Annotated in this window: 26 protein-coding genes and 1 other RNA gene; 18 read left to right on the top strand and 9 right to left on the bottom strand. The window is 64.9% G+C overall.

Annotated features, from left to right (window positions below):
• Window positions 1-27 precede the first annotated feature (27 nt).
• Complete coding sequence (locus OG874_RS26495; RefSeq protein ID WP_442943109.1) at window positions 28-1,422, bottom strand: acyl-CoA dehydrogenase family protein; 1,395 nt, start codon at window positions 1,420-1,422, stop codon at window positions 28-30.
• A gap of 129 nt (window positions 1,423-1,551) precedes the next feature.
• On the opposite strand from OG874_RS26495, the gene OG874_RS26490 reads away from it, so the two are divergent.
• Window positions 1,552-3,054 (top strand): ArnT family glycosyltransferase, encoded by a 1,503-nt coding sequence (locus OG874_RS26490; protein ID WP_330249842.1) that lies wholly within the window; start codon window positions 1,552-1,554, stop codon window positions 3,052-3,054.
• 22 nt (window positions 3,055-3,076) lie between these two features.
• On the opposite strand, the gene OG874_RS26485 is transcribed toward OG874_RS26490, so the two are convergent.
• Window positions 3,077-3,223, bottom strand: coding sequence for an alpha/beta fold hydrolase (locus OG874_RS26485; protein ID WP_330249841.1), 147 nt, complete (start codon window positions 3,221-3,223; stop codon window positions 3,077-3,079).
• 14 nt (window positions 3,224-3,237) lie between these two features.
• Here OG874_RS26485 and OG874_RS26480 point away from each other — a divergent pair, with 14 nt between their 5' ends.
• From OG874_RS26480 to OG874_RS26470, 3 genes are all read left to right on the top strand, one after another.
• Complete coding sequence (locus tag OG874_RS26480) at window positions 3,238-3,459, top strand: hypothetical protein (RefSeq protein WP_330249840.1); 222 nt, start codon at window positions 3,238-3,240, stop codon at window positions 3,457-3,459.
• Window positions 3,460-3,966: 507 nt separating this feature from the next.
• Complete coding sequence (locus OG874_RS26475; protein WP_330249839.1) at window positions 3,967-4,935, top strand: SMP-30/gluconolactonase/LRE family protein; 969 nt, start codon at window positions 3,967-3,969, stop codon at window positions 4,933-4,935.
• Between the two features lie 141 nt (window positions 4,936-5,076).
• Window positions 5,077-5,616 carry a GNAT family N-acetyltransferase gene (locus tag OG874_RS26470; protein WP_330249838.1) on the top strand — a complete coding sequence of 180 codons (540 nt, stop codon included), beginning with the start codon at window positions 5,077-5,079 and terminating at the stop codon, window positions 5,614-5,616.
• 31 nt (window positions 5,617-5,647) lie between these two features.
• Here OG874_RS26470 and hisN read toward each other — a convergent pair whose 3' ends face one another.
• Together hisN and OG874_RS26460 are read right to left on the bottom strand one after the other, a co-directional pair.
• Window positions 5,648-6,433 carry a histidinol-phosphatase gene (hisN, locus tag OG874_RS26465; RefSeq protein ID WP_330249837.1) on the bottom strand — a complete coding sequence of 262 codons (786 nt, stop codon included), beginning with the start codon at window positions 6,431-6,433 and terminating at the stop codon, window positions 5,648-5,650.
• Between the two features lie 152 nt (window positions 6,434-6,585).
• Window positions 6,586-7,179 carry an NADPH-dependent FMN reductase gene (locus OG874_RS26460; protein WP_330249836.1) on the bottom strand — a complete coding sequence of 198 codons (594 nt, stop codon included), beginning with the start codon at window positions 7,177-7,179 and terminating at the stop codon, window positions 6,586-6,588.
• Window positions 7,180-7,322: 143 nt separating this feature from the next.
• Here OG874_RS26460 and OG874_RS26455 point away from each other — a divergent pair, with 143 nt between their 5' ends.
• From OG874_RS26455 to ssrA, 12 genes are all read left to right on the top strand, one after another.
• Window positions 7,323-8,177 (top strand): helix-turn-helix transcriptional regulator, encoded by an 855-nt coding sequence (locus OG874_RS26455; RefSeq protein ID WP_330249835.1) that lies wholly within the window; start codon window positions 7,323-7,325, stop codon window positions 8,175-8,177.
• A gap of 212 nt (window positions 8,178-8,389) precedes the next feature.
• On the top strand, window positions 8,390-9,505 hold the full coding sequence (gene prfB, locus OG874_RS26450) for a peptide chain release factor 2 (RefSeq protein ID WP_330257413.1): 1,116 nt from the start codon (window positions 8,390-8,392) through the stop codon (window positions 9,503-9,505).
• Window positions 9,506-10,363, top strand: a complete 858-nt coding sequence (locus OG874_RS26445; protein WP_330249834.1) for a mechanosensitive ion channel family protein — start codon at window positions 9,506-9,508, stop codon at window positions 10,361-10,363.
• Between the two features lie 16 nt (window positions 10,364-10,379).
• The gene (locus OG874_RS26440) at window positions 10,380-10,508 is read left to right on the top strand and encodes a hypothetical protein (protein WP_330249833.1); all 129 of its coding nucleotides are present in this window, start codon (window positions 10,380-10,382) and stop codon (window positions 10,506-10,508) included.
• Window positions 10,509-10,559: 51 nt separating this feature from the next.
• Complete coding sequence (gene ftsE, locus OG874_RS26435; RefSeq protein WP_330249832.1) at window positions 10,560-11,249, top strand: cell division ATP-binding protein FtsE; 690 nt, start codon at window positions 10,560-10,562, stop codon at window positions 11,247-11,249.
• Entirely contained in the window at window positions 11,249-12,154 is a 906-nt protein-coding gene (gene ftsX, locus OG874_RS26430) for a permease-like cell division protein FtsX (RefSeq protein ID WP_330249831.1), read from the top strand. The genes ftsE and ftsX overlap by 1 nt, the downstream gene beginning before the upstream one ends.
• A gap of 90 nt (window positions 12,155-12,244) precedes the next feature.
• Window positions 12,245-14,128 (top strand): DNA helicase RecQ, encoded by a 1,884-nt coding sequence (gene recQ / locus OG874_RS26425; protein ID WP_330249830.1) that lies wholly within the window; start codon window positions 12,245-12,247, stop codon window positions 14,126-14,128.
• A 110-nt stretch (window positions 14,129-14,238) separates the two neighbouring features.
• On the top strand, window positions 14,239-15,711 hold the full coding sequence (gene phoA / locus OG874_RS26420; RefSeq protein ID WP_330249829.1) for an alkaline phosphatase: 1,473 nt from the start codon (window positions 14,239-14,241) through the stop codon (window positions 15,709-15,711).
• A gap of 232 nt (window positions 15,712-15,943) precedes the next feature.
• A complete protein-coding gene (locus OG874_RS26415; RefSeq protein WP_330249828.1) occupies window positions 15,944-16,186 on the top strand; it encodes a hypothetical protein in 243 nt (80 codons plus the stop codon).
• 59 nt (window positions 16,187-16,245) lie between these two features.
• Window positions 16,246-16,719: an SsrA-binding protein SmpB gene (gene smpB / locus OG874_RS26410; protein WP_330249827.1), complete on the top strand. Its 474-nt coding sequence runs from the start codon at window positions 16,246-16,248 to the stop codon at window positions 16,717-16,719.
• Complete coding sequence (locus OG874_RS26405; RefSeq protein ID WP_330249826.1) at window positions 16,716-17,579, top strand: DMT family transporter; 864 nt, start codon at window positions 16,716-16,718, stop codon at window positions 17,577-17,579. Before smpB ends, OG874_RS26405 begins: the two co-directional genes overlap by 4 nt.
• Before the next feature lie 212 nt (window positions 17,580-17,791).
• Window positions 17,792-18,163, top strand: a transfer-messenger RNA (tmRNA) gene (gene ssrA / locus OG874_RS26400).
• Window positions 18,164-18,207: 44 nt separating this feature from the next.
• On the opposite strand, the gene OG874_RS26395 is transcribed toward ssrA, so the two are convergent.
• Window positions 18,208-18,462, bottom strand: coding sequence for a Txe/YoeB family addiction module toxin (locus OG874_RS26395; RefSeq protein ID WP_330249825.1), 255 nt, complete (start codon window positions 18,460-18,462; stop codon window positions 18,208-18,210).
• Window positions 18,459-18,725, bottom strand: coding sequence for a type II toxin-antitoxin system Phd/YefM family antitoxin (locus OG874_RS26390; RefSeq protein ID WP_330249824.1), 267 nt, complete (start codon window positions 18,723-18,725; stop codon window positions 18,459-18,461). Before OG874_RS26390 ends, OG874_RS26395 begins: the two co-directional genes overlap by 4 nt.
• A gap of 135 nt (window positions 18,726-18,860) precedes the next feature.
• Between OG874_RS26390 and OG874_RS26385 the strand changes: the two genes are divergently transcribed.
• Together OG874_RS26385 and OG874_RS26380 are read left to right on the top strand one after the other, a co-directional pair.
• The gene (locus OG874_RS26385) at window positions 18,861-19,088 is read left to right on the top strand and encodes a hypothetical protein (protein ID WP_330257702.1); all 228 of its coding nucleotides are present in this window, start codon (window positions 18,861-18,863) and stop codon (window positions 19,086-19,088) included.
• Window positions 18,982-20,115, top strand: a complete 1,134-nt coding sequence (locus OG874_RS26380) for a Fic family protein (protein WP_442943426.1) — start codon at window positions 18,982-18,984, stop codon at window positions 20,113-20,115. Before OG874_RS26385 ends, OG874_RS26380 begins: the two co-directional genes overlap by 107 nt.
• Before the next feature lie 514 nt (window positions 20,116-20,629).
• On the opposite strand, the gene OG874_RS26375 is transcribed toward OG874_RS26380, so the two are convergent.
• From OG874_RS26375 to OG874_RS26365, 3 genes are all read right to left on the bottom strand, one after another.
• On the bottom strand, window positions 20,630-20,971 hold the full coding sequence (locus OG874_RS26375) for a helix-turn-helix domain-containing protein (protein WP_330249823.1): 342 nt from the start codon (window positions 20,969-20,971) through the stop codon (window positions 20,630-20,632).
• A complete protein-coding gene (locus tag OG874_RS26370; protein WP_330249822.1) occupies window positions 20,968-21,351 on the bottom strand; it encodes a type II toxin-antitoxin system RelE/ParE family toxin in 384 nt (127 codons plus the stop codon). Before OG874_RS26370 ends, OG874_RS26375 begins: the two co-directional genes overlap by 4 nt.
• Before the next feature lie 728 nt (window positions 21,352-22,079).
• The gene (locus OG874_RS26365) at window positions 22,080-23,402 is read right to left on the bottom strand and encodes an IS256 family transposase (RefSeq protein WP_330249821.1); all 1,323 of its coding nucleotides are present in this window, start codon (window positions 23,400-23,402) and stop codon (window positions 22,080-22,082) included.
• Window positions 23,403-23,516: the final 114 nt, after the last annotated feature.

Here is a 23,516-nt window from a genome sequence, read left to right as displayed (position 1 = left end):
TCTCCTGGAAGTGAAGGAACCAGCCGGTTAGATGAGCACGACACCTTCGGCGACGCCGATGGCCCGCAGATCGCGGTACCAGCGCTCGACCGGGTGTTCCTTGGTGAAGCCGTGGCCGCCGAGCAGCTGTACGCCGTCCAGGCCGATCTGCATGCCCTTGTCCACGGCCAGCTTCCGAGCCAGTGCCGCCTCGCGGGCGTAGGACAGACCCTGCTCCGCGCGTGAGGCACCCCGCAGGGTCACCAGGCGCAGGCCGTCCAGTTCGATCGCCATATTCGCGACCATGAACGCGACCGCCTGGCGGTGCGAAATCGGCTCGCCGAACGCCTCGCGCTCGTTCACATACGGAATCACGTAGTCCAGCACGGCCTGACCGGTGCCGATGGCGAGCGAAGCCCAACCGAGGCGAGCCAACCGCACCGCGTCCGCGTACTCTTCGGCGCGCTGCTTGGCATCGCCGTCACCGAGAATGGCGTCGGTGCCGACCGCGACATTGTTGAGCAGTAGGCGACCCAGACCCGCGGCCCGCAGACCCATACTCGGATCGGCCTCCACGACCAGGCCTGCGCTATCGGACGGCACGATGAACAGGGCGGGGCGGCCGTCGAGTTCGGCGGCCACGATGAATAGCTCGGCGTCACCGGCGGCCGGGACCAGGCTCTTCACGCCGTTGAGGCGGTAGCCGCTGGGGGAGCGGGTCGCCTTGGTCTGCAGCGCGAACGGATCGAACAGGGCGCGCGGCTCGCTGATCACGACCGCGGCCTGCGGCACATTCTCGCCGGTGAAGGCGGGCAGGTAGGTCTGCTGCTGCGCGTCGGTGCCCCACTGGGACAGGGCGACTGCGACACCGCTCGGCGCGAGGATCGGCAGGGCCAGGCCCATATCGCCATGCGCGAGGGCCTCGGCGACCAGCGAGTTGGTCACCGCGCCGCGCTCGGCGGCCGCACCCTCGAGTTCCTCGGGCACATTGATCAGGGTGATGCCGAGTTCGGCGGCGCGCTCGAGCAGATCCCGCGGCGCCTTAGCGGCGTTATCGGCCTCGTAGGCGGCCGGGCGCAGGATCTCGGCGGCGAATTCCCGGACCGTCTCGACGATCATCTGCTGCTCGTCGCTCGGGGTCAGGTCGAAGAAGTTCTTGTTCTTGGACTCGTTGTCGGCCAAGCGCTTCGGTGCTCCGCCACCGGCCACCTTGCCGAACGCGCGGGTCGCGGCACCGAGGGTGCGGAAACCGGTCTTGGTGCCTTCGTAGGTGACCCGCTCGATCGGCTTGCGCAGGTTGTACTTCTCGGCGAGCTCGGACCCGGTAATGGTCGTCATCACCCGCATGGCCGCGCCCATCCAGTCCCGCTTGGGATGGCTCAGGCCGACCGCGGACGTATCCGGACGTCGCGTCGTTGCGCTGTCTCGAGTGCTCATCATCACCTGTTTTCTCGGGTGGGTGGGGTGAGGTCTTGTCCCAGCTATCTTACTCCAGAGTAAGTCTATCTTACTCCTCAGTAAGAAGGGCGTCGAGGTGCAGCATACGCTGCGGAAGTGTGTCAGGCTGGACAAGTGCCCAAAGTTATGGGGCGACAACTGTGCATAGTCGCCGTCCTGTTTGCCGCACTACTGACTGCCTGCGCGACGCGCTATGGCTACCACCGGGACGAGTTGTACTTTCTAGCGGCGGGGAAGCATCTGGATTGGGGGTATGCGGACCAGCCGCCCTTGGTGCCGTTGCTGGCTCGCGCGATGTCTGCGATCGATGCCGATTCGTTACTGCTGCTGCGACTTCCGTCGATCCTGGCGGCGACGTTCGTTGTGGTGTGCGCGGGGTTGATGGCGCGTGAACTGGGGGGCGGGCGTGGGGCGCAGATCTTGGCGTCGGTAGCGGTCGCGAGTGCGGCGATGGTGCTGGGTATCGGGCATCTGCTGTCCACCGCCAGTTTCGATATGGCGGCGGTGGCGTTGGTTTGCCTGCTGGTGTTGCTGCTGCTGCGCGACTCCGAAGCGCGCCATGTCGAGCGGAATCGAGCGGATGAGCATCGGCCGATTGCTCCGCAGTGGTGGCTCGCGGCGGGACTGGTTGTCGGCATCGGGTTGCAGAACAAGCTGCTGCTGATTTTTCCCGTGGCGGCGTTGGTGCTGGCGCTGATTCTGGTCGGTCCACGAAAGGTCTTCGCTACCAGATACTTTCCGATGGCGGTCGGGCTTGCCGTAGCGATCTGGCTGCCATATCTGGTGTGGCAGGCGAACAATGACTGGCCGCAATGGGAGCTGAGCCGGGCGATCGCGGGAGGATCCTCCGGGACCTCGGATTCGCTGTTCGCGTTCGTCCTGTCGCAATTCGGGCTGATGGGTCCATTGCTGGCGCCGCTGTGGGGATTCGGGCTCTGGCGGCTGTGGCGGGACGCGCGCCGGCGCGCCTTCGTTGTCGCGTATGCGGTGCTGTTCGTGGTGTTCGCGGCCAGCGGCGGTAAGGCCTACTACCTGGGCGGGATGTATCCAGTGCTGCTGGCCGCCGGTGCGGTGCCGGTCGCCGCACGGCTCGGGGATCGGCGAATCCGTTGGGCGGCAGTCGGTTCGGTGCTCACTGTCAACGGCGTCGCCTCGGCTGTGCTGTTTCTGCCGGTGTTACCCGTTTCGACGCTGCGGGATTCGCCGGTGCTCGCCATCAACTACGACGCGGGCGAAACCATCGGATGGCCCGAATTCGTCGCCAGGATAGGCGAAGTCCGCGCGCGTCTAGGGCCCGACGTCGCGATTCTCACCGACAATTATGGGGAGGCGGGCGCCATCGAACGCTTCGGTGCCGCTTACGATTTGCCGATTCCGCATTCGGGCCACAACTCTTACTGGTGGTGGGGTCCGCCGAGCGATTCCGCGACGGCCGTGCTGACAGTCGGGATCGGTCGCGACCAATTGGCGGGCGTTTTCGGCGAGATCGAACCCGCCGGTCATATCGACAACGGTCTCGGCATCGACAACGACGAACAAGGCCAACCGCTGTTCATCTGTCGGGCGCCGCGCGCCTCGTTGGCGCAGTTGTGGCCACAGGCGAAACAACTTAGCTGACCGGCAGCCTCGATCGCCGCGGTCAGAGCTGATGGCGGTCGAGGAAGTCCACGATGGTCTGCCACCACAACTCGGGCTGTTCGGCCATGAGAACGTGCCCGGCGGCGATCTCGGTGTACTCGCCTCCGGGAATCGCGGACGCGAGCAGCCGTGAATTCGCCGGATCCACCAAGGAGGTCCTGCGTGGCGTTCACGATCAGCGTCGGCACGGTGATTCGCGCCAGATCGTCGGTGATATCGATGGATTCGGCGAGCATGCTCTGCGCAACGGTGCCGCCGGGAATGGCCGCCGCGGTCTGCTGGACCAGGCTGTCGGCGATATCGGCGGGCAGGTTGTTGACGAAGGACGGGCTGTGCCGCCCGCGCCGTGGGTCAGCGTGGGCCGAATTGCCCGCTTTACGATGAATGATCTTGATCGGCAAGAAAATTGGGGAAATAGCGAGCAATCCCCATCGCCTGCCGCAACGAAGATTGATCGACGCCTATTCGCAGGTGCCGTCCCACAGCGCTCGGCGCGTGGATCCGGTCGAGGCTGTTTTCTCACTACACAAGTAAGGAGATGCCATGGTTATTCGCACTATCGATCAGTTCGTCTCCGGGATCGTCAACATGATCGGCATGCTGTTCATTCCGTGAGTCGAGGAGTCCGGGGCGGACCTCCGCCCCGGACTGGTCGCCGGGCCTGAGCCGCTGACCCGCCCGGGATATGGACTTCAGGGGCCGGCTACCCATGGGCGGCGGATCGACGATGTACCGACGCGGCGCGCGCACGACACGGCTGCACCCTCGTTGAGCACCTGTTGTCGGGCACTGACGTGCGTGGATATGGGAGACCGGCTGTCTGACGCGGCCGGCAACACTTGGCGCTTACGTGGTGTGCGACGGGTCGGAGCGGCTGTTAGGTTGTGCCGCATGGCGAACGGGCTGGCGAGTCGGCGGATTCGGGCGGTGGCGCTGACCGTGGCGGTTGTGGCGGGCACTGTCGTGACCGGGGCGACCGCGGCGGCGGAGACGCCCTCGGGGTCGTGTGCGGATGGGTGGGAGGCTTCGACGATCGTCAGCGGGGTCGGGAATCTGGAGAATCTCGATACCGACGGGGCCGGCGGTTTCTACGTCACTGGAATTGCGGATGGATTCCTGGCCCACATTGATGCCGATGGGAAGTTCCAGAAGCTGGTGACCGGGCTGGACCATCCGGCGGGGGTGCGGGTCGTCGGCCGGTCGGTCTACTTCCTCACCGGTGACGGCGTGGCCGAACAACCGGGCACCCTGCGCCGCTACGACATCGATACCGGTGCGGTCACGATTCTGCTCACCGAGCTGGCCGGCCCGAACGGGCTGCTGGAGCTGCCCAACGGCGACCTCCTGTTCAGCACCATCGGCATCACCGGCCCGCCGACCGGGATCTCGCGCTACCGGCCGTCCACGGGTGAGTACACGAAGACCTGGTCCACGTTGCCGTGGTCGAATGGCCTGGCGCTGGCCCCCGACGGGAAATCGATCTATGCCGACAATCTCACCCTGCGTATCTTCCGCGTGCCGCTCGACGATCCCGATAATCCGACCGTGGTGGCAGGGGCGCCCGATCTGATCGTGCTGCCCGACGATATGGAGGCGACTCGGGCAGGCCAACTCTTCGTCGCCGACCACATCCAGGGCGCGGTCTACCAGATCGATCCGGCCACCGGTGCCGGATGCACGATCATCACCGGCCTCATCAAGCCCGGCCCGATGCGCAATCCACCGGACGGCGCGACTTCCGTGCGCATCGCGCGCGACGGCGACGCCTGGGCGCTGTACGTCACCAGCATGGACGGAACCCTCCATCGGCTACGCCCACCCGCAGGTATCGACCTGACCCCCGCCGATCCGAGGCGATAGCGCATCAGTGCGCCTGCGACACTGCGGCCGCCGATCCCGGTCGACTCGAGTTGGTCGGCCTTGATCCCAGACGCCGTCGACCCGAATCCAGCCGGTCGCCCTCGCACCGACGCGCGTCCCCCGAGGCGATAGAAAGGATCTGTGCCTCAACCAGATCCGATGGTCCCCGAACCCGCCCCGATGGTCGCGGCCACACCCGCCGACGCCGCCGATATCGCTCGACTGCGGGATCGCCTCGCGCACTGGATGATCGACAACGGCATCGGCCAGTGGCTGCCCGGCGAATACCCTGCCGCGACGGTGGCCAGCGAGGCCGCCCGCGGCGAATGGTTCGTCTGGCGCGACAGCCCGGGAGTCTTGACCGCGGCCGTCCGCCTGGTCTGGCGCGACCCGGAATTCTGGGGCGAGGACGACACCCCAGCCGGATACATCCACGGCCTCATGGTCGCCCCCGAATTCCGCGGCCGCGACCTCGGCACCCGAATCATCCAATTCTGCGCCGCCCGCACTCTCGCCAACGGCATCGCACGACAACGCCTCGACACCGCCGCCGACAACTCCGTACTCCGCAAGTACTACACCGCACAGGGTTTCACCGAGATCCGCGAAACCGAACTACCCCCGCAATTCCACGGCACATCCCACGTAGTCCTCATGGAGAAACTCCTGAGAATGCATTGATGCAGGTCGCCGTTTACCCGCACCAGCGCTTTCACGGGTGCAGGTGGGTGAGGACTTTGGTGTGGAGGAGGCTGTTGGTGGCTATGGCGTCGCCGCCGTGGGGGCCTGGGGTGCCGTTGAGGGAGGTGAAGTGGCCGCCCGCTTCGCGGATCAGGATGTCGAGGGCGGCGAGATCCCATAGGGATACTTCGGGTTCGGTGGCGATATCGACCGCGCCTTCGGCGAGTAGGCAGTAGCTGAAGAAGTCGCCGTAGCCGCGGACCCGCCACACTTCGTCGGTGAGGTTCAGGAAATGCTCGCGCAGGCCGCGTTCGCGCCAGCCGGAGAGGCTGGAGAAGGCCAGGCTCGCGGAGCCGAGCTCACTCACTGCGGAGACCGAAATCGCGGTCGGCGCATCGGAATCGAAGCTCGCCCAAGCGCCGGATCCCGCGGCCGCCCACCACCGCCGAGTCAGTGCAGGCGCGCTCACCACGCCGACCACGGGCACACCATCGTCGAGTAGCGAGATCAACGTCGCCCAGATCGGCACCCGCCGCACGAAGTTCTTGGTGCCGTCGATGGGATCGATCACCCACTGCCGTCCGCTGAGTTCGACGTCACCGCCGAACTCCTCACCGAGCACCGAATCCTGCGGTCGTTCCTGACCGAGCACCTGCCGGATCGCCTGCTCCACCGCCAGATCGGCATCCGACACCGGCGTCAGATCCGGCTTCGAATCGACCTTCAGATCCAGCGCACCGAACCGCGCCCGGGTAATCCCATCAGCCGCATCGGCCAACCGCAGCGCGAGTTCCAGATCCGAGGAGTAGACAGCCACCCCCGAACCCTATCGCCCACCCACTTCCTCCCGACGCGACGCCACCACCCACCCTCGACGCCCCTGCCGGTGCGCGCGAGCTCGCACATCTAGTTGCCGCGACGCCCACTAGATGTGCGCCAGCGCGGCCGCCGCATGGTCGTTCGTGTCGATCAGGCGGCGGGGACGGCGCGGGCGGCGGTGAGGGCGCTTGCCCACCAGTGCAATTGGTCGAGCATGGCCTGGGCGGCGGCGGCCGGCTCCTCGGGTTCGCGCAGCTTGCCCTCGGCATCGAAGAGGAGGTAGTAGCGCGGGAAGCTGACGTAGTTGCGGACAGTGTGGGCGTTGAGTTCGTTGAAGACCTGGCGCAGGTGTTCGATGGCGAGCAGGCCGCCGCTCGCGCCGCTGTAGCCGACGAACCCGATGGCCTTCGCGTCCCATTGGGTGAAGTGCCAGTCGATGGCCGCCTTCAGTGATGCCGGATAGCTGCGGTTGTAGTCGGGAGTGAGGATCACGAACGCGTCGGCCGCGCTGAGCCGCCTGCTGAGGTCGACCATTCCGGCGGGACGTTCCGGATCGGGCTCGAGCATCGGGGACACCGCGGGCAGCGCCAACGGCAGTTCGGCCTCGGCCAGATCGATGAGGTCGATCTCGAACTCGCCGTGGCGCGCCGCCTGCTCGACGAACCAGCTGGCGACCGCGGGGGCGAAGCGTCCCTCCCGAACGCTGCCGATGATCACCGCGAGCCTCAAGGGTGTACTGGACATGGTGTTCTCCTTCGGTATCCGCGTGACCGGGGTCGGTTGCGCAAGTCCCAATCTGCTGCCCGGCGTCGCGACCAGGAAGACCGCGCGAAGAGTGGTAGTGGCAGGGTCACCCTCGGCGACGCCCGCGCTTGTACCGTCGAGGAGTGAGTGATAACGAGCTGGGTCTGTTCCTGCGCACTCGTCGCGAAGCGGTGACGCCCGCCCAGGTCGGGTTGCCCACCGGTCCGCGCCGCCGGACTCCCGGACTGCGCCGCGCCGAACTGGCCACCCTGGCCGGAGTGAGTGTCGAATACATCACCCGCCTCGAGCAGGGCCGCGATCGCCGACCCTCACCGCCGGTGCTGTCCGCCCTCGCCGACGCACTCGGATTGGCGCCGAGTGAACGGATCCACCTGCACCGGCTCACCAAGTCCGCCGATGCCGGATTCAGCTGTATGGGCGGTGCGCAACCACCGCGCGAGGTTCGTCCCGCGGTCCGCGCCATCCTCGATCGCCTGGAACCCGCACCCGCGCTGGTCGTCAACCGTTTGCGTGAGGTGCTCGCCTGGACCGACGGCTACGAACGCCTGATGGCTCCGCTCGGACTTCTCGACGACGAGCACCGCAACCTGGCACTGTTCGTCTTCACCGACCCCCACGCCCGCACGGCGTACCCCGACTGGGACCACGTCGCCGACGAAACGGTCGCCGCGCTGAAGGCAGGTCCGTTCCGTACCGACCCGCATATCGCCGCACTCGCCGACGAACTCACCATTGCCGCGGGTGCGGAGTTCACCCGCCGGGTCGAATCCGTTCCCAGCCTCGCCGCGGCCACCGGCATCACCCGCCTGACCCACCCCGACGCGGGAAACCTACGCCTGACCTACGAAACCCTTGATCTCTCCGCCGACGACGACCAGCAGCTGCTCATCTATCTACCCGCGGATGAGTCCACCGCGACCGCCCTCGACGCACTGGCCGGTCGCCGTCCCGGCGGCCTCCGCATGGTCACCGGCTGACCACCGGTCCGATCCGCCGCCGCACCGCACCTGCCTGAGCGTGCAATGGCCGATCGTCGCTCGGCCGGGCTGCCCGCTACCGATCGATCGCCTCGACGCCAAGAACTAGATGAGATGCACCACCCGCCGGGGCCGGTGATGAAGCCGCGACCGGCAAAAGTTCCGGGGAGGCGGGGGAGCGCAGGCGGCGGAGCCCAGTAGGCTTGAGCATCGTGCATCCTGACGTCTCCGCTGATATCGCCGAACTCGACGCCACTCTCAAGACCGTCGAGTCGGTCCTCGATGTCGAGGAGCTGCGGCGACGGATCGATGAGCTCGAGCACCAGGCCGCCGATCCCGATCTGTGGAACAACCAGGAGCACGCGCAGCAGGTCACCAGTGAGCTGTCGCATGCCCAGAGCGAGTTGCGCCGGGTCGAGGAGCTGCGCCAGCGGCTCGACGATCTATCGATCCTCTACGAACTGGCCGAGGACGAGCAGGGCGAGGCCAGGGTGGCCGCGCTCGCCGACGCCGACGCCGAGCGCGCCGCGCTGCACGGTGACGTGGAGGCCATGGAGGTCCGCACCCTGCTCTCGGGCGAGTACGACAAGCGCGAGGCATTGGTCAACATCCGTTCCGGCGCGGGTGGCGTGGACGCCGCCGACTGGGCCGAGATGCTGATGCGCATGTACATCCGCTGGGCCGACCGGCACAAGTACTCCGTCGAGGTCTACGACACCTCCTACGCCGAAGAGGCGGGCATCAAGAGCGCCACCTTCGCGGTGAAGTCGCCCTATGCCTACGGCACGTTGAGCGTCGAGATGGGCACCCACCGACTGGTCCGGATCAGCCCGTTCGACAACCAGGGCCGCCGCCAGACCTCCTTCGCCGAGGTCGAGGTGCTGCCGGTGGTCGAGACCACCGACCACATCGAGATTCCCGAGGGTGAGGTCCGCGTCGATGTGTATCGCTCGTCGGGTCCCGGCGGTCAGAGCGTCAACACCACCGACTCGGCCGTGCGGCTCACCCACGTCCCGACCGGCATCGTCGTCACCTGTCAGAACGAGAAATCCCAACTGCAGAACAAGATTTCGGCCATGCGCGTACTGCAGGCCAAACTGCTCGAGCGCAAGCGGCAGGAGGAGCGCGCCGAGATGGACGCGCTCAAGACCAACGAGGGCGCGTCCTGGGGCAACCAGATGCGCTCCTACGTGCTGCATCCGTACCAGATGGTCAAGGATCTGCGCACCAACTACGAAGTCAACAACCCGAGTGCCGTGCTCGACGGCGATATCGATGGTTTCATCGAATCCGGAATTCGTTGGCGAATGCGAGAGCAGGCGAGCTAGTTGGACGTACCCCAGGCCTTCTCCACGTCCACCGACTTCACCACCTGGCTGCGTTCATCCGGCTTAGAGATCGTCCTGCTGGTTCTGGGGGCGGTGCTGTGCAGCCGTTTCGCCACCTTCGTCCGGGACCGGATCACCCGCAAGATCGATGCCCAGTTCCGTAGCAGTGACGCGCTGGTGCGCTCCGAGGCGGCCAAGCATCGGCACGCGCTGGCACAGGTCGTCACCTGGGTGGTGCTGACCATTGTCTATGTCCTGGTGGGCATGGAGGTGCTGCGGCGGATGGGTTTCGCGGTCACCGGTCTGGTCGCGCCCGCCGCGGTGCTCGGCGCCGCGCTCGGCTTCGGCGCGCAGCGGATCGTGCAGGACATTCTTGCCGGATTTTTCCTGATCACCGAGCGGCAGTACGGATTTGGTGATGTGGTTCGCATCGCGGTCACTGGATCCGCGGAGCAGGCCGAGGGTACCGTCGAGGACGTCACGTTGCGGATCACCACACTGCGCAACGCAGATGGTGAGGTGATCACCGTGCCCAATGGTCAGATCGTCAAAGTGACGAATCTGTCGAAGGATTGGGCGCGCGCCGCGATCGATGTTCCGGTCGCGGCGAGTGTCGATATCACCAGGATCAACGAGATCCTGCACGAGGTCGGTACAACGGCGTACGAGGACCGAAGGTTGCGGCCGCTGCTGCTCGACGAACCCAGCGTGATGGGTGTCGAAGACCTGACAGTGGACCAGATGAACATTCGAATGGTTGCCAGAACGTTGCCAGGCAAGCAATTCGAAGTCGGTCGCGAGTTGCGGGTGCGAGTCGCCGCGGCATTGCGCCGGGAGGGAATCAGTGAGACCACGTAGATCCACGGCGATCCTGATGACAACTTGGATCGTCACGTTTGTGTTGTACCTGTTCGTCAAGCCCGATAACGCGGCGGTATCGCGACCCGAATTGACGGTGAACACCGTTCCAGCTGCGGTGAATACGGCAACGACCCCGCGTTGACCGGCCGGTAGCTACTGGCTGCACGGCGGTTGCTGGTTACACTGGCTACCCGTGATCACCATGCGGAACGTGACAAAGTCGTATCAGACCTCGACGCGACCCGCGCTGGACAACATCACCGTCGATGTGGGCAAAGGCGAATTCGTCTTCATCATCGGACCGTCCGGTTCGGGCAAGTCGACCTTTATGCGACTGCTGTTGAAAGAGGAAGCCCCGACCGCGGGCGAGATTCAGGTCGCCGACTTCCAGGTCGACCGGCTGCCCGGGCGGAAGGTGCCGAAGTTGCGTCAGCGCATGGGGTGCGTCTTCCAGGATTTCCGGCTGCTGCAGCAGAAGACCGTCGCGCAGAACGTGGCGTTCGCGCTGGAGGTGATCGGCAAGCGGCGCCAGTTCATCCACCGGACCGTGCCCGAGGTGCTCGATATGGTCGGGCTGGGTGGCAAGGCCGACCGGTTGCCGCACGAACTGTCCGGTGGTGAGCAGCAGCGCGTGGCGATCGCCAGGGCCTTCGTGAACCGGCCGCTGGTCCTGCTCGCCGACGAGCCGACCGGCAATCTCGATCCGGACACCAGCGGCGACATCATGCTGCTGCTGGAGCGGATCAACCGCATCGGCACCACCGTGGTGATGGCGACGCACGACAATCACATCGTCGACGCGATGCGAAAGAGAGTGGTGGAATTGGACCGCGGCCGCCTGATTCGTGATGACGCCACCGGTGTCTACGGGGTGGGCCGGTAATGCGCCTCGGATTTCTGTTCGACGAGGTCTTCACCGGTCTGCGTCGCAATGTCACCATGACCATCGCGATGATCCTGACCACCGCGGTGTCGCTGACCATGCTCGGCGGCGGTCTGCTCGCCTTGCGGATCGCCGATAAGACCCAGGATTACTTCATGGATCGAGTCGAGATCCGGCTCTATCTCACCGACCTGGTCTCCGCGACGGATACCGACTGTTCCGAACAGCCGTGTCAGTTGCTGATGTCGGATCTGAAGAAGACCGACGGCGTGGTCTCGGTCCAGTTCATCAACAGCGACGAGGCGATGCAGGAAGCCACCGAGGTGACCTTCAAGGATCAGCCGGAGATGCTGGATATGATCAAGGACACCCGGCTGCCCGCGTCGCTGCGGGTGAAGATGACCGATGCCGATCAGTACCCGAGGATCTACCAGACGTTCCGCGACAAGCCGGGCATCCAGAGCGTGCTCAATGACAAGGACACCGTGGACCGGTTGGTCGGGGTGTTCGACGGACTGCGGAACGCGGCATTCGGGTTGGCGGGGTTGCAGGCATTAGCGGCGCTGTTGCTGATTGCGAATATGGTGCAGATCGCGGCATTCAGTCGGCGCGAAGAGGTCGGCATCATGCGGATGGTCGGCGCGACGCGCTGGTATACCCAGTTGCCATTCCTTTTGGAGGCGGTCGTCGCGGCGCTGGCCGGCTCGGTTCTGGCGGTCGTCGGGTTGTTCCTCGCACAGCCGTTGGTGGTCAATCGTGGGCTCGGTGCGTTGTTCAACAGCAACGTCTTTCCGCATATCACCAATGAGGACATCGCGTTGGTGTCGTTGACCATCGCGCCGCTCGGCATCGTCTTCGCGGCGATCACCGCCTACGGCACGTTGCGCTACTACGTTCGCGATTAGCGATTTTCTTTATCCACATGTGGAGTAGTCGGGCCACCACCTGCGATCCGCATCGGTGTAGGGGTTCCGTTGTCCGCCCGCGCTCGTAGGATGGGCCGCGTGGACTCCCCCGAAACTTTCGCGGATGTACTGACCGACGGCGACACACGCACCGAATCCGATGCGGCGCAAGAGGTTCTACGCCGGGTGTTCGGCTATGACAGCTTCCGCGGCGACCAGCGGGAGATCGTCGAGCACGTGGTCGGTGGCGGGGACGCGCTGGTCCTGATGCCGACCGGCGGCGGCAAGTCGCTCTGCTATCAGGTCCCGTCGCTGGTGCGTCCCGGTGTCGGCGTGGTGGTGTCGCCGCTGATCGCGCTCATGCAGGATCAGGTGGACGCGCTCAGTGCACTCGGCGTGCGCGCCGGATTCCTGAACTCCACCCAGTTCCCGGATGAGCGCCGGATGGTCGAGGCACAGTTCGTCGCGGGAGAGCTGGATCTGCTCTACCTCGCGCCGGAGCGGCTACGGCTGGAAACAACTGCCGCCCTACTGGATCGCGGCAAGGTGGCGCTCTTCGCGATCGACGAGGCGCACTGCGTCTCGCAGTGGGGCCACGACTTCCGGCCCGACTATCTCGGCCTGTCCATGCTGCACGAACGCTGGCCCGATGTGCCGCGCATCGCGCTCACCGCGACCGCGACGGCCAAAACCAGTGACGAGATCGTCGAGCGCCTGGATCTCGGCGCGGCCCGGCGCTTCGTGGCCAGCTTCGACCGGCCGAATATCCAATACCGGATCGAACCGAAGAACCGGCCCGAGCGCCAGCTGCTGGAATTCATCAAGACCGAGCACGCGGGTGACGCGGGCATTGTCTATTGCCTGTCGCGCAATTCGGTGGAGAAGACCGCGGCCTTCCTCACCGAGAACGGCGTCAGCGCGGTGCCGTATCACGCGGGTCTGGATTCGCGCACCCGCAGCACCAACCAGTCACGGTTCCTGCGCGAGGACGGCCTCGTGGTGGTCGCGACGATCGCCTTCGGCATGGGCATCGACAAGCCCGACGTGCGCTTCGTCGCCCACCTCGACCTGCCCAAATCGGTGGAGGGGTACTACCAGGAGACCGGACGAGCCGGGCGCGACGGCCTGCCCTCGACCGCGTGGATGGTCTACGGGCTCAACGATGTGGTGCAGCAGCGCAAGATGATCGACTCCTCCGACGGTGACGCCACCCATCGCCGACAGCTCCAGTTGCATCTGGACGCGATGCTGGCGCTGTGCGAAACGGTGGCCTGCCGCCGCACTCAGCTGCTGGGGTACTTCGGACAGCCCGGCCAGGCCTGCGGCAACTGCGATACCTGCCTGACCCCACCGGAATCCTGGGACGGTACGGTGCCCGCGCAGAAGGTGCTCTCGACGGTGCTGCGGCTGAAACGTGAACGGGGACAGAGCTTCGGTGCCGGTCATATCGTCGACATCCTGCTCGGCAAGTCCAATCCCAAAGTGCTGCAACATGATCACCATGAGTTGAAGGTGTTCGGGATCGGCACGGATCTGCGTGATGTCGAATGGCGCGGTGTCGTAAGGCAATTGCTCGCCCAAGGGCTGCTCGCCGTACACGGCGACTACGGGGTACTCACCCTTACCGACGCCAGCAATGAGGTGCTGTTCGATGGTAGGGAAGTGCTGCTGCGCCGCGAGCCGGAGCGGGCGACGAAACCGGCCAGGGTGGCCAAGACCGCGAAGGGCAAGTCCCCGGCCGCCGATCTGGCGCCTGCGGATGTGCCGCTGTTCGAGAAGTTGCGCGAATGGCGTGCCGCGACGGCCAAGGAGCAGGGTGTGCCCGCCTATGTCGTATTCCATGACGCGACGTTGCGCGAGATCGTGGCGCGCAAGCCCGCGAGCCTGTCCGAACTGGGAACGGTCGGCGGTGTCGGTGAGAACAAGCTGGCGAAGTACGGCGAGGGTGTGCTGGCGGTACTAGCCGGAGAGTGACATTTCGCACGCGTGGCGGTAATCGGCTGGTTGCCGTTCGTGTCCTTTTTGTTCAGAAGTCCCCAGAAGGCTTCGAGATGTGTAGCTACGAGAACAATGGAGTTTCGCTTATGTCGTCTCGGTCGAAGATCCGTTTACGCGCGGGTGCCGCGTTGGGTGCCGCCATGTTGGTCGCAGCGCTGGCCGCTTGTGGGTCTTCGGGCTCGACCCCGGGCAACGGCGATCTCATCAGCCCGAAGGCACAGGGTGAGGTGAGTCAGAACGGTGGCGCCCGTCGCACCATCGGCGACCGGACCGACGCACTGCGCGCGTCCATCAATGGCAGCCAGGCCAAGAACGTGATCCTGCTGATCGGCGACGGCATGGGCGACTCCGAGATCACCGTCGCGCGCAATGTCGCCGAGGGCGCGGGCGGCTACTTCAAGGGCATCGACGCGCTGCCGCTCACCGGCTCCTACACGCACTACTCGCTCGACAAGACCACCGGAAAGCCGGACTACGTCACCGATTCCGCGGCCAGCGCCAGCGCATGGGCGACCGGCACCAAGACCTACAACGGTGCGATCGGCGTCGACCTGAAGGGTGCGCCGCAGGCCAACCTGCTGGAGATCGCCAAGGCCAACGGCAAGGCCACCGGCAATGTGACCACGGCCGAGCTCCAGGACGCGACCCCGGCCGGGCTCGCCGCGCACGTGACCGACCGCAAGTGCTACGGGCCCGAAGAGACCGCGCTGAAATGCCCGACCAACGCCTCGGAGAAGGGCGGGCTCGGCTCGATCAGCGAGCAGTTGCTCGACACCCGCGCCGATGTCACGCTCGGCGGCGGTTCGACGAGCTTCGCGCAGCAGGCGACCGCGGGCCAGTGGCAGGGTCAGACCCTCAGCGACCAGGCCAAGGCGCGCGGCTACCACCTCGTTACGGATCGCAGTGGCCTGGAAGGGGTTTCGAAGGCGGACCAAGACGCTCCGGTGCTCGGTCTGTTCGCACCGGGCAATATGCCGGTCCGCTGGGCCGGCGAGAAGGCCGTACGCGACGGACTCAACCTCCCGGCCCAGACCTGCCGCCCCAATCCCGACCGCGCCGCCACCGCGCCCACGCTGGCCGGTATGACGACCAAGGCGATCGACCTGCTGAAGGACCGCAAGGACGGGTTCTTCCTACAGGTCGAAGGCGCGTCCATCGATAAGCAGGACCACGCCGCGAACCCGTGCGGACAGGTCGGTGAGACCGTCGACCTAGACGAGGCGGTGCAGGCCGCGCTCGAATTCGCCGAGCAGGACGGCAACACCCTGGTCATCGTGACCGCGGACCACGCGCACAGCAGTCAGATCGTCCCGCTCGACACCAAATCGGCATCGCTGACCAGCAAGGTGGTGACCAAGGACGGTGCCGAGATGGGCATCTCCTACGGCAACGGTGAGGACGGCGGATCGCAGGAGCACACCGGTACCCAGCTGCGTGTTGCCGCCTACGGCCCGCGCGCGGCGAATGTGGTCGGCCTGACCGATCAGACGGACCTGTTCTTCACCATCTCCGATTCGCTCGGCCTGGACCGAACCAAGAAGACGACGGCCGGAAAGTAGGGGGTGCAAACTCCGGTGAGCGCCGGGGTCCCAGGACTGGACACCCTGCCGATCGCCGGTGCCGAATACCGCGTCGCCCATCCTCGCTCCCGTGGGTGAGGATGGGCGCCGGACCAGTGGTCGCCGTCGATCTCGCGATCAGCGATGCCACCGGACGCCGCACACGCCAACGTGCCTGAATCGCAATGGAATTGCCCGGCATGGGACCGTTTCTGCGGCTACCGTGCACGGTATGGCATCGGGTGATGGTCCTACCGACGGGCCCGACCTGGGCAGCTCCCCGACGAGCGACCCCGGCGACGCACCGCCGTATCGGCGCAGCCCACACGACCCCGCGGTGGATTCGGGCTGGCTGCGTCACCGCCCGCCGCCACCGCCGCGTCCACGCGGAGTGCCGCGCATGACCACGGTGTTGCTGGTCGCGGCCTTCATCGCGGTACTGGTGCTGTATCTCGCGGTCCGGCCGGGCGGCTGAGCCGATCGGGGAGCAGGCGCGGAATAATCCGGTTGCCGAGTCACTTAAAGTTGACCGTTATGAAGGAAACGGGGCGCAAGGTCATCGCGACCAACCGCCGGGCGCGGCACAACTACACGATCCTGGACACCTACGAGGCCGGGATCGCGCTGGTGGGTACCGAGGTCAAGAGTCTGCGCGAGGGTAAGGCCTCGCTGGTGGACGCCTTCGCGACCGTCGACAACGGCGAGGTGTGGCTGCGGGGCCTGCACATTCCCGAATTCAGCCACGGCACCTGGACCAACCACTCGCCGCGCCGGGTGCGCAAACTGCTGCTGCACAAGCGCGAGATCGAGCGACTGGTCGGCAAGTCACGCGAGGGCAACCAGACCTTGGTGCCGCTGTCGATGTACTTCTCCGACGGCAAGGTCAAGGTCGAACTCGCGCTCGCCAAGGGTAAGCAGGACTACGACAAGCGACAGGATCTGGCCAAGCGCACGGCAGAGCGCGAGGTCACCCGTGAACTAGGACGGCGTATCAAAGGTATGCGTTGACCGCTGTCCTACTGGCGCTGGTGGCCGCGGTCGGCTACGGCGTGAGTGATTTCTTCGGCGGTGTGGCATCGCGGCGAGTGACCGCCCTGCGGGTCGTGATCGTCTCCTATCCGATGTCGGTGCTGTTCATCCTCGTGCTGCTACCGCTGATCGGCGGGACTCCGGACATGGCATCGATGCTGTGGGGTTTCGCGGCCGGTGTGGCGAGCGGTCTGGCGGTGTGGTGGTTCTATGCCGCGCTGGCCAGCGGTCCGATGGCGGTGGTGTCGCCGTTGACGGCGATATTGGTCGCGGGCATTCCGGTGCTGGTCGGTCTGGTGATCGGCGAGCGTCCCGGGCCGCTGGCCTTCGCCGGAATCGCCTTCGCGCTCGGCGCGGTGTACCTGGTCAGCCGGGAATCACCCGATGACGTCACCGAGGAGATCACCGGTGGGCGCGAATTGCGCTTCACCCGGAAGGTTGCGCTGCTCACCATCGGCTCGGGTGCGGCCTTCGGACTCGCCTTCGTCTTCCTGCACGAAACGCACGCGAGCGCGGGAGTATGGCCGCTGCTCGCTCAGCGTGGTGCGGCGAGCCCGATGGTGTGGTTGATCGCATTGTCGACCGGAGAGTTCCGGCCGCTGCACGGTGAGCCGCTGCGGTTGGCGGCGTATATCGCGGTGCTGGATGTCATCGCGAATGCCGCACTGCTGTATGCGTTCCACGGGTCGATGTTGTCGCTGGTGAGCGTGATCGGATCGCTGTATCCCGCCGCGACCGTCCTGCTGGCGATGGTGCTGCTCGGTGAGCGGGTCGGTCGCCAGCAGCAGGTCGGAATGGTGCTGGCGCTTGCTTCGGTCGGGTTGATCGCGGCGGCGTGATCGGCAATTTCGCTACGGCCCGGGTCCGTTCCTGCACAACTCGTGCCGGAGCGACTGGTGGGGCTGGATGTGCGGCGGTGCCACCACGCCGATGCGCACCCGGCCCGGCTGCTGCGCAGGTCAGAGCTCTGAAATCGGGTACGGGGATAATGGAATGAACCTGGCGTGGCCGAGTGTTAACATAACTAGCCCGACAAGGTGTCGGGACGTACGGGGCTGAACGGTTTCGACTGCGTACGTAGATTTAGGGGAAGCGTGTCGGTGCAGGCAAGAGACCACCGTAAGCGTCGCTGCAACCAATTAAGCGCCGATTCCAATCAGCGCGAGTACGCCCTCGCTGCCTAAGTAGCAGGTCGTCTCTGTCAGTCCGGGTTCGTCCCTCGACCCGGGTACTGGCATCAGCTAGAGGGAATTACCGTCCGGCTCGGTCGCGGAGTCGGACGGGACATCGAACAGCGACTGGGATCGTCATCCTGGCTTGTTCGCGAGACCCGGAGATCCAAGTAGAGACCTAGCGAACTGCACACGGAGAAGCCCTGAAGACGCGGCGGAGGACCCGGGTTCGATTCCCGGCAGCTCCACTGAAAAGGCCCGGTCCACCTGGACCGGGCCTTTTTGTCGTGTCTGTTCAGTAGTGGTAGCGGGCCTGCACGATAGTGATGGTGTCGCCTGCGACCGAGTACACCAGGCGGTGTTCGTCGTTGATCCGCCGCGACCAATAGCCGGACTTGTCGCCTTTCAGGGGCTCGGGCTTGCCGAGGCCGTTGAACGGGTCGCGCTGGATATCGCCGATCAGCCGCATGATCCGCAACGCCATCTTACGGTCGGTGCTGACCCAATGCTCGAAGTCCTCGAATGCGACCTTGACGAAAGTTACTCTCATTCAAGCCCTTTCGCGAGCCGATCCATGTCCACCTCGATCACGTCACCCGCTTCGGCCTGCGCGATGCCCTGGGCGAGTCGCGCGGCGTTGGCGGGGGAACGCAGCAGGTAGAGCGTCTCGCGTAGGGCGTTGTATTCGTCCTCAGAGATGAGAACGGCGTTGCCTTTGCGGCCGGTGATGTGGATTGCTACGGCATCGTCGTTAACCTGCTCGATGAGCGGGTATAGCTTGGCGCGTGCCTCGCTGGCAGAGAAGGTGGTCATGGCGGGCCCTTTCGCGGTGTCACTCGCAATGGTACCGGATTCCGGTACGGGTCAACGAGGCAAGCGTCAAAGTTCGCCCGTTGTTCCGCGACTTCGCCAAAGACGTTGAAGCCGAACTGAAGTCGATGGATTTCCGTGTCGACGTTGACGATGGGCCTCGACATTGCTGATGCACGCGCCGAGCTCGACGCCTTCCGGGCAGTGCCGCAGCTGAGTGGCACCTCAGCGCGCTCCGATGCCTCCAAACTGGCCAAGGATCTCAAATCAGTTCTCACGCTGCAGGCCAAGGTCATTTGTTCGGAGGTGTGCACAGCTGCCGAGCAGATCTCTCGCGCAACCAAGCACCACGGTAGACGAACTTGAGACGAAAGCCGTGCTCAAGGCAGCGATCGGTGCGAACGCGGCACTGGCCCAACTTGACCAAGCTGTTGTGTCGATCCCGAATCCCACAGTCCTGATCAACACGATCCCCTTGCTGGAAGCGCAGGCAAGTTCCGAGATCGAGAACATCGTGACGACTACCGACGCACTGTTCCGGCACCTGGAGGATGACGCGGGTGCGGACCCGGCGACGCGGGAGACATTGCGCTACAGAACTGCGCTGCGGGTCGGATTCGAGACGACTCTCGATCGTGGCCTCACCGCCGCAACGGCCGCAGCGGTGTGCAGCACAATCAAGGACCGGGAGATGAAGGTCCGCGCGATGCCGGGAAGGCGGATCGGTAACACGGCTACGGGAAATATCGCCTACAGTCCGCCAGAAGGCCAGGATCTGATCATTGAGAAGCTCAGCGAGTGGGAGCGGTTCATCCACGCTGACGACGGGATGGACGCCCTTGTTCGTATGGCGGTGGCGCATTACCAGTTCGAGGCGATCCACCCGTTCAGCGACGGCAACGGCAGGACGGGCCGAATCCTCAACATGCTCATGCTGGTAGAGGCGGGGTTGCTGCGTCTGCCCCTGCTGTACCTGTCCCGATACATCATCGACACTAAGCAGGACTACTACCGGCTCCTGCGCAGTGTGACCGCTGAGGGCTCCTGGGAAGAGTGGATTCTGTACATCCTGACCGGAATCGAGCGGACGTCGCGCGCGACTCTGCGGAAGATCGATGACATCCGCTCGCTGCAGGATGAGTTCAACAAGCGGGCCCGTGAAGCCTCGAAGGGTGGTTCCGACTCAGAGTTGCAGTCGATCCTGTTCGAGCAGCCCTACTGCCGGATCAAGACCGTGGTTGAGCGCTGCAAGGTTTCACGACCGACCGCGACCGCTTGGCTTCAAGACCTTGTGACAGCAGGCCTGCTTCAGGACGCGAAGATCGGCCGCGACCGGCTGTTCATCAACCGCGAGTTCCTGAAACTGCTGGTCAGGACCGAACCTGCCGACTAGAAGGCATATGGAAAGAAACTTCGCATGTGGGCCAGACGTGTGAAGTTTTGGCCCAATACTTTTTGTATGACACCTAACTACGCGGTGGCTGTGCTGGTGCGGCGCAGACTGCGCAGCGGCGAGCCGATCCTTGATCCGGTACGGCGATTGTTCGATCGCCTCGATCAGCTGTCCGCTGTCGACCGCAAACACCGACGTGGATCTGGCAGTCGTCGCTGCCCGCCCCTTTGCCGAATTGTCGCTCCTGCTTCCCGTGGCACAACTCGACCGGCAGGGATACTTGTACAAGGTCGCCATACGCGACCGGGCGGGAGTGTCACTCCCCCTGACAGCAGTGGTGCAGATGATTCGGATGCTTTGGGAGGGGCACACGGATCGGCACGAAGGGGTTACTCCAGCGCTTCCGATCACGAACGAGGCCGCGCAGATGGCAGTGCCTCTTGCCGTGACCCTCGTCCAGTGGTTCGCCTCGGGAACGGTCGTGCGCAGGTAGTTCCGCAGCGACTGTTTGTGTTCAGGCTGCGTCGGTGCGGTGACTGGTGAAGTTGACTCGGGTGTCGTCGGCGTCGAGGGCGATATTGAGCGTCGCGTCGAGGGCGTCGGCGAGTTTGGCGAGTAGGGGGAGGGTTGGCACGGTGTCGGAGCCTTCGATGCGCGAGATTTTGGCTTGGGTCAGGCCGGCGCGTTCGGCAAGGTCGGCTTGGGTGAATCCGAGTTCGGTGCGGCGGTCATAGACGGCTTTGGCCAGTGCCATGGAGAGCTGGATTTCGCGGCGGGCCTCGGTGACGTCGTCGGGTTCGGTGTAGCCCTCGGCGAGTTTGCGTTCCCGGAGGGTTTTCCAGCGTGCGTGGCTCATCGGTCCAGTTCTCCCTTCTCGATTGTGCGGATGAATTCTTGATGGGCGGGTTCGTGTTCGGCCTGGCAGGTCTGTTGGGCGAGTTTCGCGCGTTTGACCTCGGCGTCTTCTCGCATTCGGGTCTTGCGGAACACCGTAAGCAGGATCACTCGCCGTTCAGGTGCAACCCAGTAAGTGATACGGATGGCTGCACCGTCCAGTGTCGGGCGCAGCTCGCGGACCCCGTCGCCGAGGTATCGGGCGTAGGGCTCGCTCAGCGACTCTGCTTGTTCGGCGAGCAGGCCGACGTACTCGTCGATCTTGAGGAAGTGCTTGGCTGGTAGCGCTTGCAGCCAGTCCGGCACCTCGGGCTCGATTTCGATGGTGAACAGTTCACCCACAACGCCAAGAGTATATGTCGTCAACGACATGCGGCAAGTCGTCCGGCCCGGGCGGTACTCAGCGGACTTTGCCTATTTGCCAGGTCAGGACGGCGGGCGTAAACGGCAAGCCCCTTGCTTAGCGACGATGCCCGCCGCGTGGCCGGATCTCCACACCGTTGTCGCGTAGCACTTTGGCCACGCTTCGCCTGGCCATGTGATGCTCAGCTTTCAGCTGAGCCATCGCCGCGCCGGCTTAATACTTGGCCACGATCTCGGCAGCTTCCTCGGAGGTCAGCTGCCTCTTCGGTCCACCTGACGTCCGCGGATGTGATGGTACTGACCTGCGCGGTCCGCCTCGATCCAGCTGTTCCCGAAGCTCAGCGAAGACTTCGAGCAGATCGGTCCGGTTCGAGTAAGTTCCCGCGAGGTCCACAAAAGGCCCGGTCCAACACAGACCGGGCCTTTGTCGTATCCCGGCAGCTGAGAAGACCGGCATGTCTGCCCCGCCTTGTACGGTGGTCGTCGGACGTCAATCTGAGAGGCAGCCGTGCACAAGGAGGCGACCGGACGTGGGCTTCGATGTCGGACGTGGGCAGGGCCGCCGGAAGCGCTCAGCTGAAGGCCGGATTTTCGACCTGTGGGTTGCGACCTGATTCAAATATCGGCCACGTGCTACTGACGAAGAGTGTGCAACGGACGCACATGAAAACTTCGAGATATTGTCAAGACCTGTGGATCAGCAATTCTCAGGCGACCTCCGTTCCGGTGGCGTCGGCCGGGTTGGGTGACGAGGCGGGTGTGATGTCGCGGGGTCGTTCGAGGAGTTTGCCCTTGTGGAACAGGGCACCGTTGCGGACGAGCGCGACCAGCTCGGGCGCGTTGACCTTGCGCCAGCGGGCCTGGGCGGCCTCGATCAGCTTGTAGGCCATGGCGATTCCGGCCGCGCGTGAGCCGGGCCCCTTGGTGACTTTCGTCCTCAATCGCACTGTGGCGAAGGTGGATTCGATCGGGTTGGTGGTGCGTAGGTGGATCCAGTGTTCGGCCGGGTATTTGAAGAATTCGAGTAGGACATCGAGGTCGTCGACGATTTTCGCGACCGCTTTCGGATACTTTTTGCCGTAGTCGATGTCGAATGCCTTGACCGCGAGCTGTGCTTTGTCGATATCCTCGGCGTTGTAGATGTCCTTCATGGCCGCGATCGCGCCGGAGTGCGCTGATTTCGGTAGTGCGGCAAGGACATTCGCAGATTTGTGGAACCAGCAGCGTTGTTCACGAGTTTGCGGGAACACATCGCGTAGTGCTTTCCAGAACCCGAGCGCACCGTCACCGACCGCGAGCACCGGGGCGGTCATGCCGCGGCGGCGGCAATCACGCAGCAGATCTGCCCACGACTCGGCCGATTCCCGATAGCCGTCGGTGATCGCGACCAACTCCTTGCGGCCGTCGGCGCGGACTCCGATCATCACCAGCAGGCACAGTTTCTCCTGCTCCAGACGGACTTTGACGTGGATGCCGTCGACCCACAGATACACGTAATCGGTGCCCGAGAGGTCCCGGGCGGCGAACGCTTTGGCTTCGTCTTGCCACTGACCGGTCAACCGGGAGATCGACGCCGCTGACAGTCCGGCGCCGGAACCAAGGAACTGTTCCAGCGCCGGACCGAAGTCCCCGGTGGACAGTCCGTGCAGATACAGCAGCGGCAACACTTCGGTGACCTGCGGCGATTTACGTGCCCAGGCGGGCAGTATCGCGGAGGAAAACCGTTGCCGCTCACCGGATTCCGGATCGACACGTTTGTCGTTGACCCGTGGCGCGGTCACCGTCACCGCGCCGGCGGCGGTCAACACCTGGCGTTCGTTGTGATACCCGTTGCGCACCACCAGCTTTCGCCCGTTCTCGTCGAGCTGGTCGGCGAACCGTTCGACATAGGCGGCGACCTCGGCGCGCAACGCGGCTTCGAGCATCTGACGGGCGCCCTCGCGCACGATCTCGTCGATCGGTGAACGCGACTCACCGGCCGCCACACCGCCTTGATTGGACTCGGCGCCGCCGTCGATTATTTTGAGCATGGGACGTACCTTCCCGCCCGGCGTTGGCGCGCCGGGACTGATCAAACCCGTTGACTTTCAGATCATCCGGGAAGGTACTCCTTCCCGGTCATCCACAGGTTTTGATCATTGCTC

This window comes from Nocardia sp. NBC_00565, assembly GCF_036345915.1.
Classification (GTDB): domain Bacteria; phylum Actinomycetota; class Actinomycetes; order Mycobacteriales; family Mycobacteriaceae; genus Nocardia.
The sequence above is the reverse complement of the archived record's forward strand: the minus strand, read 5'-3'. Positions and strand labels throughout refer to the sequence as shown.

What these genes read in the sequence shown, in the direction of transcription:
- OG874_RS26475 (WP_330249839.1), top strand. Translation starts at nt 3,967, where the DNA reads ATGGCGAACGGGCTGGCGAGTCGGCGGATTCGGGCGGTGGCGCTGACC.
- OG874_RS26460 (WP_330249836.1), bottom strand. Translation starts at nt 7,179, where the DNA reads ATGTCCAGTACACCCTTGAGGCTCGCGGTGATCATCGGCAGCGTTCGG.
- OG874_RS26440 (WP_330249833.1), top strand. Translation starts at nt 10,380, where the DNA reads ATGACAACTTGGATCGTCACGTTTGTGTTGTACCTGTTCGTCAAGCCC.
- ftsX (WP_330249831.1), top strand. Translation starts at nt 11,249, where the DNA reads ATGCGCCTCGGATTTCTGTTCGACGAGGTCTTCACCGGTCTGCGTCGC.
- recQ (WP_330249830.1), top strand. Translation starts at nt 12,245, where the DNA reads ATGGGCCGCGTGGACTCCCCCGAAACTTTCGCGGATGTACTGACCGAC.
- phoA (WP_330249829.1), top strand. Translation starts at nt 14,239, where the DNA reads ATGTCGTCTCGGTCGAAGATCCGTTTACGCGCGGGTGCCGCGTTGGGT.
- OG874_RS26415 (WP_330249828.1), top strand. Translation starts at nt 15,944, where the DNA reads ATGGCATCGGGTGATGGTCCTACCGACGGGCCCGACCTGGGCAGCTCC.
- smpB (WP_330249827.1), top strand. Translation starts at nt 16,246, where the DNA reads ATGAAGGAAACGGGGCGCAAGGTCATCGCGACCAACCGCCGGGCGCGG.
- OG874_RS26395 (WP_330249825.1), bottom strand. Translation starts at nt 18,462, where the DNA reads ATGAGAGTAACTTTCGTCAAGGTCGCATTCGAGGACTTCGAGCATTGG.
- OG874_RS26390 (WP_330249824.1), bottom strand. Translation starts at nt 18,725, where the DNA reads ATGACCACCTTCTCTGCCAGCGAGGCACGCGCCAAGCTATACCCGCTC.
- OG874_RS26375 (WP_330249823.1), bottom strand. Translation starts at nt 20,971, where the DNA reads ATGAGCCACGCACGCTGGAAAACCCTCCGGGAACGCAAACTCGCCGAG.
- OG874_RS26365 (WP_330249821.1), bottom strand. Translation starts at nt 23,402, where the DNA reads ATGCTCAAAATAATCGACGGCGGCGCCGAGTCCAATCAAGGCGGTGTG.